We start from the raw sequence: 11,831 nt of genomic DNA, 5'->3' as shown, positions 1-11,831 counted from the left end.
CGCAGCGTACCTGCCTCGACGCCCCTGGCTCGTGCCTTCCATCGCATCTTGAACCGAGAGAATTCTCGGATTGCGATGGTGTCGAGACCCGGTGCGATTTTCGCGCCGGCTCCTCGGGTGCGTGGCAGTTTTCGGGACCATGTCGCGTGCCCGGGAACCGAAGAAGGTGGATGTCGCTGCGCTGATGAAGAAAGCGGATGCGCTGCTGGACGAGATGCCGCCGCAGCTCGACCAGGCGGTGGTCCTGCTGCGTCAGGTGGTGGCGGAGGACCCCGAGCATCTGCTGGCGCTCCACTCCTTGAGCTGGTCGCTGGACGCGACCCGGCGCATGGAGCCCCATCGCTGGGCGCTCGAGGTGAAGGCCGAGCACTGGGCACTGCGGGACCGCATCCTCGCGCTGACCCGGGGCACGAAGCCCGGTGGCAAGCTGACGCTCGCGCAGAAGGCCCGCGCGTTGGCCCTGAGTCAGTGGGCCGAGGACGTGGTGCGAGGCACTCCGACTGTCGCCCAGCTTGACGAGGTGGAGGCCGCGCTCGACGAATCCGAGCGCCTGCGGCCCCTGCCGGACCAGCAGCGCGGACGCCGTGGGCTCCAGGCCTGGCGCGCGCTCACCCAGGGCAAGAAGGAGCAGGGCTACCGCGAGCTGCTCTCCCTGCTGGAGGAGAACCCCGGCATGTCCGCCCAGGGCGTGACGGACGACGACGACCCGCTCAACTTCCAGGGCCTGGAGGGCGCCTTCTCCGACGAGGGCTTCCACACGTGGCTGCGCAAGCAGAAGCCCGCGAAGAAGAAGGGCAAGGCGCTCGACAAGGGACTGCTGCTCGCGGCGGGGCTCGATGCCCAGCCGTTCTTCGGCCCGGGCTTCGTGGGCAACAGTCGCACGGGCCGGGTGCTGGGGCTGCTCGCATTGGGCGCGGACCTGGAGGCGAAGGACTCCCGCAAGCAGGGCGTGCTGCACCTCGCCGCGATGGTGGATGACGCCGGGCTGGTGAAGGAGCTGCTGCGCCTGGGGGCCTCCACGGATGCTGTCGATGGAGACAAGTCCACGCCCCTCCATGCCGCCGCCGAGCACGGCAGCGTGGCCTGCATCGGCCCGCTCGCGAAGGGAGGCGTGCCCGTGGATGCGCTCGACGGCTCGGGGCGCACCGCGCTCTTCGAGGCCCGGACGGCGCAGGTGGCGAAGGCGCTCATCGACGCCGGGGCCAATCCCAACGCGGGCAAGGGCTGGACGCCGCTGCATCAGCACGCGCGCTTCAAGGAGCGTGGGCCCGTCATCGAGGTCCTGCTCGCGGCCGGCGCGGACGTCACGCTGAAGAACTCCAGCGGACAGACGCCGGTGCAGGAGGCGCTGGAGCACAAGCACGCGGCCCTCGCACAATTGCTGGGCGCCAAGGCGCCCAAGGGCAAGAAGGGCGCCCTGGATGTGCGCCCCCTGCTGGAGGCGCTGGAGCGTCGGCGCAAGGCGGTGCTCACGTCCTGGTACTACGAGGGCGAGGACGTGGACGCCATCGAGCAGGTCCTGAAGGGGCTGGAGCTGCAGGGTGCCACGTCGTGGGATGAGCTCGCGGCCGCGCTCCGGGGCGAGTTCCCCTGGACGGTCATGGCCCTGGTGGAGCTCGCGCGGGACGTGCTCCCCGCCGAGGAGAAGACGCCTGGCTTCATCCAGGCGCCGCGCTTCGTCCGGGGGAACCTGGTGGTGAAGGGCGACGTGCACCTGGACGCGCCCCTGCTGGTGACGGGGGACCTGACGGTGAACGGGGTGCTGCGCAACGCGGGCCTGGAGGGACTGCTCGCGGTGGGAGGCACGCTGCGCGTCAGCGGGTTGGACACGGACGGCGAGGTCATCGTCGGCAAGGACGTGGAGGCCCAGGTCGTCTGGGGTCACGGCAACGACACCTCGCTCCGGGTCGGCGGCGTGGTGAAGGCCGAGGTGGTCATCGCGGATGACCACGACGTGCAGGCGAAGGTGAAGGCGGAGCACCACTACGCGAATGGTGGGTTCGACGCCTCGGACGCGGCGCTCAAGAAGGTGTTCGTCCCGAAGGCCTTCAAGAGCAGGACGCTGGACCGGGAGAAGCTGTTCGACCTGCTGAGCAAGACCGGTGTCGTCCGGCTGTAGTCGGGCGTGTGCGGGGGCGCCACCGAGGCGCTCGAAGCGAGGGGCCTTGTCCTGTCAGACAATGGTCCGACCCACTGTTCTCGCGCTACTTCCCCAGTGGCACACGTTGGGGGAGGTCGCCATGTATCAACGTCCACGGAATGTCGTGAAGGCCGTCGCGATGACCGCTGCCTGGCTCGTCGGCTGCGGAGGAACCGTCGAAACGGAGGCAGAGCCGGGTCAGTCTCGGACGGAGCAGCCCCTGGTGACCCTGGTCACATGCGTCGGCTCGGTGTCGAGCAACTACTCGCCGCCGCTCACGAACACGCCGCAGGACGTGAATGTCGTCGGTTCCGCCGTCTACTCCAACTGCCTGGGGGGAGGCGTGCTGACCGCCAGCAGCCCCACCGGCGGCTCGTTTCCGGACTACTCCTGCCAGGGGTTGCTGCAGATGGGGTCATCCCCCGCGGTGCTGACGTGGAACACGGGGGAGACCTCCACGCTGGTCCAGACCCGGGTGGTGGTCCAGGGGGCAGGGACCTCGGTTACCGTGCTCCTTTTAGGCTCCGTGACCTCGGGCAAGTTCGCTGGCGCGACGTCGGTCCGGGCCTTCGAGTTCCTCAACACGGACCTGGACGCCTGCTACACCCCAGAGGGGCTCTCCCGTCTGAGTGGGCCCAGCACGCTGACCCTGACCGGGCTGCTCTGAGGGTTCGAGGCCGCGGGCCTCGTCCTGACCCGCGGCCTCCAGGACATCAGCGCACCTGGCTCACCAGCCACGTCTGGGCATCCGGGCGGCTCCAGAACTCATCCCAGCCGCTGTGGGTGGTGCCCGGCGTCACCGTGACCTGAATCTCCCCGGTGTAGTTCGGGCACTGGCGCAGCTGCGTCAGCACGCCGTCGGTGGGGTTGGTCCACTTCCACGCGTTGAACGTCCCGTCACCCGAGTTGCCCGCGGCCCACAGCGGGAAGTCCGCGATGCTGCACAGCGGATTGGCCACGGGCGACGTGTACGCCAGCGGCATCCCGCCCGCATAGGTGCTGCGGTACTTGAGCAGCTGGTCGTTCACCCCCGCGCCGCCGAAGGACAGGCCCGTCATCGTCACGCGGTCCGGGTCGATGTTGAAGCGGGTGATGGCCTCGAGCACCAGCGCGTGCGTGAGGTCCACGTTCCAGTACGTGTCGTACGGCGGCGTCGCGCCGATGCGCGGCGCGTGCGGCGCGATGACCACCGCCGGGTACGTGGTGACAATCGCCTTGCCCGGGATGAGCTGCCGGATGAACCCCTCCGGATTCGAGAGCACCGTCGTGTGGTCCGAGCTGAGCGTCGTGCCGCCCCGGCCATGCAGCGACAGGACCAGCGGGTACTTCTTCAGCGGGTCCGCGCCGTACTCGATGGGCAGGAACACCGCCGTGTCATATGTCCCGCCGCGCGACCACACGTGAATCTTCCCCGCGCGCGCGTCCGCGGCCTGCGTGCCCGCGTGCACCTTGACGCTCACCGTGTCCGACACCGCGGCCCCGCCGTTGTCCGTGGCGGTGAACCGGAAGATGTACGAGCCCGGCGTCAGGTTGCTCGCCGTCACCGTCCGCGTCGTCGCCCCCGTCAGCGTGGCCGGCGTCGGGCCGAAGGCCTGCTGCCACTGATAGGTGGCGATGGTGCCGTCCGTGTCGCTCGCCGTGCCCTGGAGCTGGACCGAGCTGGCCGGCTGCACGATGGCCGTGTCGTTCCCCGCGAAGGCCGTGGGAGGCTGGTTGGCCAGTCGCGCGCCGCGCAATTCCAGCTCCCGCACCCGGCACAGGCCGTCGGCGGAGGCGCGCTTGCACGACAGGCGCACGTAGCGGGTCTCCAGCGGCTGCGCCAACGCGAGCGTCCAGGTGGGCTGCGCGTTGTTCGTGACGGCGCCACCGGGCATGGGCTCGAAGCTGGCCGTGGTCGCCAGCCGGTGGTGGAAGTCGAAGTCGAGCATCTGCTGGCCCACGGTGTTGTCGCGGCCCGAGTACAGCGTGATGCCCTCGATGCGGTGGACGGCCTGCAGGTCCACCTCAATCCACTCGGGCGTCGTCGCCGAGGGCACCGAGGCTCCGGCCCACCGGTCCTCCGTGTTCAGGATGCCGTTGAAGGCCTTCGCGTTCGCGAACTGCGTCGGATACCCGTTGGGGTGGATGGAGGATGCCGTCGAGGGCTTGTTGAGCGCGACGTTCGTCGTCTGCGCCCAGGCGGGGAGGGCGACCAGCGAGAGGACCGCGGCGAGGAGGCTCGGGGGATGCCAGCGCATGAGGGGGACCTTTCAGCAGGGGGAGGTGACGAATCGTCACCGTGTTGCAAACGCACCGGCGCGGCGGAAGTCGCAAGGACGGGGTGCCGCCGCCCTGTCCCCGGCACGGTGGATGCCGGGGACAGGGGGAGACGCGCCTACTGTCCCAGCACGACGCGGAAGATGCGCTCGTTGCTGTTGTTCGGGATGCTGTCCTTGTCACCCTGGTTGGTGGTGGTCAGCCAGAGGTTTCCGTCCAGCGTCGGCTCCACGGTGCGCAGCCGGCCGTAGGTGCCGACGAAGAACTGCTGCACGTTCGTCAGCTCCGTGCCGCTGATGACCTCGCGGTAGAGGCGGGTGCCCCGGGCGCAGGCCACGTAGAGGACGTCGCGCACCACGGCGATGCCCGAGCACGAGCCCGCCGCGGTGGTGTAGGTCTGCTTCGGCGCGATGTAGCCGGGCGTCGCGCAGCCCGAGCCCCCCTGGGACACGGTGCCCTCGCAGTTGGGCCAGCCGTAGTTGCCGCCGCGCTGGATGAGGTTCGTCTCGTCCATCACCGAGTTGCCGAACTCCTGCTCCCACAGCCGCCCCTGCGAGTCGAACGCCAGCCCCTGGGGATTGCGGTGGCCGTAGCTCCACACGTAGTTGCCGAAGGGGTTGTCGGACGGGACGGTGCCGTCCGCGTTGAGCCGCAGCACCTTGCCCGCCAGGTTGTTGAGGTCCTGCGCGTAGGCCGCGTTCTGCGCGTCACCCGTGGCCGCGTAGAGCTTGCCGTCCGGTCCGAAGCGCAGCCGCCCGCCGTTGTGGAACTTGTTGCGGCCGATGCCCTGCAGCAGCACCTGGAGCGACGCCGTGTTCAGCGCCCCGTTCTCGTACCGCAGCCGGACGATGCGGTTGTCCGTGGGCGAGGTGTGCATGACGTACAGCCAGCGGTCCGTGGCGAAGGTGGGCGAGAGCACGATGCCCATCAGCCCGCCCTCACCGTCGGTGCTCTGCACGTTGGGCACCGTCCCCACCGACGTCTTCTGTCCCGTCACCGGGTCCAGCCGGATGATGTCCTGCGCGTCCCGGCGTCCGTAGAGCACCGCGCCGTCCGGCAGGCTGACCAGGCCCCACGGGATGTCCGTGTCCGTGGCCACCTGGGTGACGGAGCAGACGGGGTTGGTGCAGGCCTGGCCCGTTGTCACGCTCGCCGTGGTGCTCTGTGCGGACGCGTTGCCCTGCGCGTCCCGGGCGAGCACGCTGTAGACATGGGCGGTGTTCGCGGCCAGGCCGCTGTCGACGAAGGTCGTCGCGGGCGGGGCGCCGGGCACCGTGGCCACCTGCACGCCGCCCCGGAACACGACATACGCGCTCACGCCCACGTTGTCCGTGGACGCCGTCCAGTTGAGCGTGACGCTGGTGCCCGTGGCGGTGGCGGTGAGGCCCGTGGGGATGCTCGGGGCCTGGGTGTCCACCTGGCACGGCGGCGGGGTGATGCTCAGCGTGGCGCTGCCCTGCGACACGTTGCCCGCGGCGTCGCGCGCATTCACATACAGGCCCCACGTGGCGCCGGGGACCACCGTCAGCCCGGTGGAGAGGACGGCGCCGGAGACGGACTTCATGAGCTGACCGTCGTGGTAGACGTCGTAGAAGGCGACGCCCTGGTTGTCCGTGGACTCGGCCCACGACAGCGTGGCCGTGTTGCACGTCAGGTTCGTCACCACCAGCCCCGTGGGCACGGTGGGCGGCTGGGTGTCCGCCGGCAGGTTCCACTGCTGGTTCGTCTGACCGTTGCAATCCCAGACGATGACCGGCGAGCTGTTCGCGGTGGCCCCGCCGGACACGTCCAGGCACAGCGAGGACGCGGTGTGGACCACCGTGCCGTTGGCGTTGCGCACCCAGCGCTGGGCGGCCGCGCCCGTGCAGGCGCTGATGACCGCGCGCGCTCCGGCGGTGGCGGTGGCTGGCTGCACGCACCAGGCGCCGTCGAACACGCGCAGCTCGCCCTCGGGCGTGAAGAGGAACCGCTGGTTCCCCTGCCCGTGGCAGTCGTAGATGTTGAGGCCCTGGCCCGACGTCTGGCTGTTCTGCGACACGTCCAGGCAGCGGCCGGACTGCGCGCTGATGAGCCGCGTGCCCGCCGTCACCGCGGCGGACTGCGACCCGAGCTCCTCGCCGCCTGGCTCCGGCGTGGCTTCACAGGCGGCGAGGGTGGTGAGACATGCGGCGAGGATGATGCGGCTTGCTGCGACGGGCGGCGGACGACGAGTCATTGCCACGCTCCTTGTTTTCCGTCTTTTCACGGTATCCAGGTGCGGGCTCAAGCAATCTTCGGGTGTCGTGCGCCGCGGATGTTGAACTCCAGGCACGAGCGGCGCGCCCCTGTCGCACCTCGACGGGGGTTTTCGCAATCCGATGACATCTTTGCGGCGGGAGCGGAAGCTCGCGCGAGGGCTCGGCGCTGAACCCAGACGGGCCCGAGGGCCTCGTCGCACCGTCCTCGCCGCGCAGGATTTGCGCGCCTTTTCGGTGAGCGCGCATTCCTTTCGCCTCGGGTGTGGCCGTCAGCCGGGGCCGGGGTTTTTGTCCAAGTCTTGTTCAAGTTCTACTTCCGCATCGCATGGGCATTGCTAGGTTGCGCGGCGTGCTCTGCGCGCCCCGCACCGTCCTGGCCGTGAGTCTCGGCATCGCGCTCGGCGTCGCGGTGGGCCTGGGAGGCTTTACCTTCGTCTACGCGAAGGGCGCGTCGTATCTGCGGGACGACCCGGCCGCGTGCGCCAACTGCCACATCATGAATGAGCAGTACGACGGCTGGCGCAAGAGCAGCCACCACGCGGTGGCCACCTGCAACGACTGTCACACGCCGGCGGGCTTGATTCCCAAGTACTACACGAAGGCGAGCAACGGCTTCTGGCACTCGTACTACTTCACCACCGGCACCTTCCCGGACCCCATCCGGCTGCGTCCGGGCAACCGGGTGGTGACGGAGAGCGCGTGCCGCAAGTGCCACGCCTCGATTGTCGAGGCCATCGAGACGCCCCCCGCGGGCCACGCGCAGGTGGCCCCTGGTGAGCAGCTCCAGTGCCTCACCTGTCACAACTCGGTGGGCCACCCCGAAGGCTCGGGCAACCCCGAGCTCATCCGTCAGGAGATTGCACGATGACCGAGCCCCAGAAGGCTCCTGGGAAGCGGCGCTGGTTGAGCGGCGTCCGGCTGGTGGTGGCGGTGGCCGTGGCGGCCGCGCTGGCCTCGGCGGGCGTCACCGCGCTCCTGGTCAACATCATGGAGCGCAAGCAGGAGGCGCGAAATCCGTTCTACCGGGTGGTGGAGCTGGACGACACCATCACCGACCCCGCCGTGTGGGGGAAGAACTTCCCGCTCCAGTACGACAGCTACAAGCGCACCGTGGACCAGCAGCGCACCCGCTACGGCGGCAGCGAGGCGGTGGCGCGCACGCCCACGAAGGCGGACCCGCGCTCGGTGGTGGCGCAGAGCCGGCTGGAGGAGGACCCGCGCCTCGTCACGATGTGGAGCGGTTACGCCTTCGCCACCGACTTCCGCGAGGAGCGCGGACACGCGCACATGCTCGAGGACCAGGTCTTCACCGAGCGGCAGCACGTGACGGCGCAGCCGGGCACCTGCATCCACTGCCACGGCAGCGTGTACGTGCCCTACAAGAAGCTGGGCGACGGGGACCTCATCAAGGGCTTCGAGAAGATGAACCAGCTGCCCTTCGCCGAGGCCCGGAAGCTCGTGGACCACCCGGTGTCCTGCATCGACTGCCATGACCCCACGACGATGCAGCTGCGCGTCACGCGCCCCGGCTTCATCGAGGGCATCGCCGCGCTCAAGGCCAGCCAGGGCGTGCCCGACTTCAAGGTGAACGAGCACGCCACCCGCCAGGAGATGCGCACGTACGTCTGCGGGCAGTGCCACGTCGAGTACTACTTCAAGGGCAAGCAGAAGCGCCTGACGTACCCGTGGGCCAAGGGCATCCACATCGAGCAGATCATGGCCTACTACGACGAGGACGGGCACACCGACTGGACGCACAAGCTCACGGGCGCGAAGGTCCTCAAGGCGCAGCACCCCGAGTTCGAGATGTACAACCAGGGCATCCACGCCAGGAGCGGCGTGGCCTGCGCGGACTGCCACATGCCCTATCAGCGCGAGGGCGCCATGAAGGTCAGCGACCACCACGTGCGCAGCCCGCTGCTCAACATCAACCGGGCCTGCCAGACGTGTCACAAGTGGAGCGAGGCGGAGTTGCTCAGCCGCGCGGAGGCCATCCAGACGCGCACCTTCGAGACGCGAAACATCGCCATGGACGCGCTGGTGGACCTCATCCACGACCTGCAGAACGCCCAGAAGGCGGGCGTGTCCGACGAGGCGCTGGCCAAGGCGCGGGACTACCAGAAGCGCGCCCAGTTCTACCTGGACTTCGTGGAGGCGGAGAACTCGATGGGCTTCCACGCGGACCAGGAGGCGGTGCGCATCCTGGGCAACTCCATCAACTTCTCGCGCCTGGGACAGAACGCGCTGCGCCCCGAGGGCGGGGCCTCCACCTCGCCGGACACGCGGCCCCAGGGTGCGCCGAAGCCGGTGCCCGCGGCCGCGGAAGGGACGCAGCAGGGCTCGCGGTGACGCGTCGGTGAGACACGGGGCGGACGGGCTTCCCGCCCCGTGCTTCACGTCGCGCGAGACGACTCAGGGACAGAAGCAGGCGCCCCGGCAGTCGAAGTCGCGATAACAGATGTTGGTGCCACACGCGGCGGTGCAGGTCTCCAGCGTGCCGTAGTAGTTGCTCGTGGAGTTGCACGTCCACTTCTGCGGGCAGATGGCCATCGCCGAGACTTCACCCTCGGAAGAAGGCGCCTCGCTGGAGATGGCCTCGGGCGCCTGCTCGGGCTCGCTCGGCGCGCCACCACCACAGCCGGTGATGGAGAGCGTCAGGGCGGCGACGGCCGCGATGAGCGACGAGGTGATTCGCATGGGAGACTCCTGGAGTGCTCTGTGGGGGCCAGCGGGGGGATTGCTGGCTTTTGCAGGCTATTCCATGAATTCTTGCCCCCGCAACCCTGCGGTCATCCGGTTGCAAGAGGCGCGTCGTCAGTCCAGCAAGGACGGGATGGGGATGAGGGCGTCGAGCGGCTGGCCTCGGCCGAGCTGCCCGTCGGAGTTGCTGCCCCAGGACCAGACGGTGCCATCCGGCTGGACGACCAGCATGTGCTCGCCGCCCACCGCGAGAGACGTCACGCCGCTGGTGATGCCGGACACCTGGACGGGGGCCGCGCCGCCACTCCAGGCGCCGTTGCCGGCCTGACCCCAGGGCGTGTTTCCGCCCGTCCACAGCTCGCCGGTGAGGGTGATGGCCGCGGACGCGTCCTCGCTGGTGACCACCTCGAGCATCCCCGGGATGACCATGGGACGCGGGCTGTAGTTGCTGGGGCTGCCGAGTCCCATGCCGGCACGGGAGGCGCCATGGCCCCAGCTCATCCCGCTCCCATCCGCCAGCAGCGCCATGCCGTGGTGGGTGCCGCCGCCGATGGCGAGGACATTGCTCAGCCCCGGAATCAGGACGGGCGTGAGCCGCTGGGTGGTCGTGGTGTCGGCGAGCTGGCCATAATCATTGCGTCCCCAGGCCCAGGCGGACCCGTCGTAGCGGATGGCGTAGGACGTGTGAGGTCCCGCGACGACCTTCATCACGTCGCTCAGGTTGGAGACCTGGACGGGCGTGGTCCGGGAGACGAGCGTTCCATCCCCCAGGGCGCCGTGGGTGTTGTCGCCCCAGGCAAAGATTGTCGAGTCGTCGCGCAGGGCGAGGCGGTGGGTGGCGCTGGTCGAGATGGCGATGATGTTCTGGAGTCCCGGCACCTGCGTGGGCGTCAGCGTGCCGCCGCCCCAGGCCCAGACCGTGTTGTCGTCGCGCAGGGCCAGGGACGTCCGGCCCGCCGCCGCGATGGCGATGACGTTCTGGAGTCCCGCGACAGGCGCTGGGAGGACGCGGCGCGAGGTGGTCCCATCGCCCAGCTGCCCCGCCTCATTGGAGCCCCAGGACCAGACGGTGCCCTGGGCGCTCAGCAGCAGGGAGTGCGCGGCGCCGGCCGCGACGGCGAGGGCGGGCTCGGTGAGCGGGATGAGTCCGGGGAGCGGATACAAGGTGACGGCGCCGTCACCGCGCTCGCCCTCATGGCTGGTTCCCCAGGTCCAGAGGGTGCCATCGCTGCGCAGCGCCAGGGCATGCGTCTCGCCTCCGGCGACCACCGAGACGCCCGTCAGCCCCGACACCTGGACCGGGGTGGCGCGGCGCTGCTTGGTGCCGTCTCCGAGCTGGCCCTGGGTGTTCTCGCCCCAGCTCCACACCGTGCCGTTGGACTTGAGGGCGAAGGAGGTGTCGAGGCCCGCCGAGACGTCGGTGACACCCGTGAGCCCGGCCACCTGGACGGGGGAGAGGTGGAACGTATAGGTCGTCGGGTCCTGCATCCCCCAGCTCCACACGGTGCCGTCCGACTTCGCGGCCAGCGTGTGCCTGGGGCCGATGCTCACGGCCACGACGTTCGTCAGGCCGGGCACCTGCACGGGGACCATGCTGTTGCCCTGGGTGCTGCCGATGCCCATCATCCCGAACTGGTTGCTCCCCCAGCACCAGAGCGTGCTGTCCGAGCGGATGGCACAGGAGGTCATGTACCGGGCGAACACGGCGACGACGTTCGTCAGCCCGGGGACGGGCGCGGGGGCGTAGCGGGTGCTGTCGACTCCTCCGTCGCCGAGCTGGCCTTCACCGTTGTAGCCCCAGGCCCACACCGTGCCATCGCCCTTCACCGCGAGGGTGTGCATGTCTCCGGCGGCCACCGCCACGACGCCTGTCAGGTTCGGGACCTGGACGGGCGTGGGGCGAAAGCCGACGGGGCCGTAGGGAAAGTCAGGGGTGCCCAGCTGTCCATGGGAGCCATCGCCCCAGGTCCAGACGGTGCCGCCCGAGCGGAGCGCCACGGAGTGGTAGTCGCCCGTGGCCACGGAGGTGATGGACGTCAGGCCGGGGACCTGCACCGGCGTGGCGGTGCTGGCCGTGCCGGGCTGGCCGAGCTGGCCTCGGAGGTTCTGCCCGGCGGCCCACACCGTTCCATCCGAGCGGATGGCGAGCGAGTGGCGGCGATTCGCGGCGAGCTTGACCCGGGGCCGCGTGCGGGAGATGGCGGCCTCATGTCTGCCTTCAGCCGGATGGTCGACGCCCGCCTCCTGCTGACCACAGCCCACGGACAGCAGGAGTCCCAGCGTGATACCCAATACACCGCGCAACCGTGACGACGACGGATGTGACATTCGACCCTCGTGTGAGATTGAAGCGGCGTCGAGACGAGGGCTGGGATTTCTTATTTAATGGGATAATCCGAAAGAGGCGTGGTCGTGCTTCCGCCGTGAAGACTTCGCCCCTCAGGGCGGCGCGTTCGTCACGGGCCCGGGCGGTTTCGCCACATCCCTCGCATCGCGTT

At 69.5% G+C, this 11,831-nt stretch carries 8 protein-coding genes; 4 read left to right on the top strand and 4 right to left on the bottom strand.

The annotated features are described in order from the left end of the window. Positions 1-184: 184 nt before the first annotated feature. On the top strand, positions 185-2,119 hold the full coding sequence (locus AC6JA9_RS35700; RefSeq protein ID WP_497958486.1) for an ankyrin repeat domain-containing protein: 1,935 nt from the start codon (positions 185-187) through the stop codon (positions 2,117-2,119). Between the two features lie 121 nt (positions 2,120-2,240). After that, complete coding sequence (locus tag AC6JA9_RS35695; protein WP_483578712.1) at positions 2,241-2,807, top strand: hypothetical protein; 567 nt, start codon at positions 2,241-2,243, stop codon at positions 2,805-2,807. Positions 2,808-2,853: 46 nt separating this feature from the next. Here AC6JA9_RS35695 and AC6JA9_RS35690 read toward each other — a convergent pair whose 3' ends face one another. Together AC6JA9_RS35690 and AC6JA9_RS35685 are read right to left on the bottom strand one after the other, a co-directional pair. Next, a complete protein-coding gene (locus AC6JA9_RS35690; protein ID WP_497958485.1) occupies positions 2,854-4,377 on the bottom strand; it encodes a PKD domain-containing protein in 1,524 nt (507 codons plus the stop codon). Positions 4,378-4,514: 137 nt separating this feature from the next. Then, positions 4,515-6,611 (bottom strand): PQQ-dependent sugar dehydrogenase, encoded by a 2,097-nt coding sequence (locus AC6JA9_RS35685; RefSeq protein WP_497958484.1) that lies wholly within the window; start codon positions 6,609-6,611, stop codon positions 4,515-4,517. 371 nt (positions 6,612-6,982) lie between these two features. Here AC6JA9_RS35685 and nrfH point away from each other — a divergent pair, with 371 nt between their 5' ends. Together nrfH and AC6JA9_RS35675 are read left to right on the top strand one after the other, a co-directional pair. Beyond that, positions 6,983-7,501 (top strand): cytochrome c nitrite reductase small subunit, encoded by a 519-nt coding sequence (gene nrfH, locus AC6JA9_RS35680; RefSeq protein WP_223747217.1) that lies wholly within the window; start codon positions 6,983-6,985, stop codon positions 7,499-7,501. Then, on the top strand, positions 7,498-8,982 hold the full coding sequence (locus AC6JA9_RS35675) for an ammonia-forming cytochrome c nitrite reductase subunit c552 (RefSeq protein WP_223781483.1): 1,485 nt from the start codon (positions 7,498-7,500) through the stop codon (positions 8,980-8,982). The genes nrfH and AC6JA9_RS35675 overlap by 4 nt, the downstream gene beginning before the upstream one ends. A 63-nt stretch (positions 8,983-9,045) precedes the next feature. Here the strand turns inward: AC6JA9_RS35675 and AC6JA9_RS35670 are convergent, their stop codons facing one another. Together AC6JA9_RS35670 and AC6JA9_RS35665 are read right to left on the bottom strand one after the other, a co-directional pair. Continuing rightward, positions 9,046-9,330 carry a hypothetical protein gene (locus tag AC6JA9_RS35670; RefSeq protein WP_223781484.1) on the bottom strand — a complete coding sequence of 95 codons (285 nt, stop codon included), beginning with the start codon at positions 9,328-9,330 and terminating at the stop codon, positions 9,046-9,048. A 117-nt stretch (positions 9,331-9,447) separates the two neighbouring features. After that, on the bottom strand, positions 9,448-11,661 hold the full coding sequence (locus AC6JA9_RS35665; RefSeq protein ID WP_497958483.1) for an RCC1 domain-containing protein: 2,214 nt from the start codon (positions 11,659-11,661) through the stop codon (positions 9,448-9,450). Positions 11,662-11,831: the final 170 nt, after the last annotated feature.

This window comes from Myxococcus sp. MH1 (genome assembly GCF_059738865.1).
This window is presented reverse-complemented; position numbering and strand designations above follow the sequence as displayed.

Coding starts and splice junctions, on each gene's coding strand:
- AC6JA9_RS35700 (WP_497958486.1), top strand. CDS start 185: ATGAAGAAAGCGGATGCGCTGCTGGACGAGATGCCGCCGCAGCTCGAC.
- AC6JA9_RS35695 (WP_483578712.1), top strand. CDS start 2,241: ATGTATCAACGTCCACGGAATGTCGTGAAGGCCGTCGCGATGACCGCT.
- AC6JA9_RS35690 (WP_497958485.1), bottom strand. CDS start 4,377: ATGCGCTGGCATCCCCCGAGCCTCCTCGCCGCGGTCCTCTCGCTGGTC.
- AC6JA9_RS35685 (WP_497958484.1), bottom strand. CDS start 6,611: ATGACTCGTCGTCCGCCGCCCGTCGCAGCAAGCCGCATCATCCTCGCC.
- AC6JA9_RS35675 (WP_223781483.1), top strand. CDS start 7,498: ATGACCGAGCCCCAGAAGGCTCCTGGGAAGCGGCGCTGGTTGAGCGGC.
- AC6JA9_RS35670 (WP_223781484.1), bottom strand. CDS start 9,330: ATGCGAATCACCTCGTCGCTCATCGCGGCCGTCGCCGCCCTGACGCTC.
- AC6JA9_RS35665 (WP_497958483.1), bottom strand. CDS start 11,661: ATGTCACATCCGTCGTCGTCACGGTTGCGCGGTGTATTGGGTATCACG.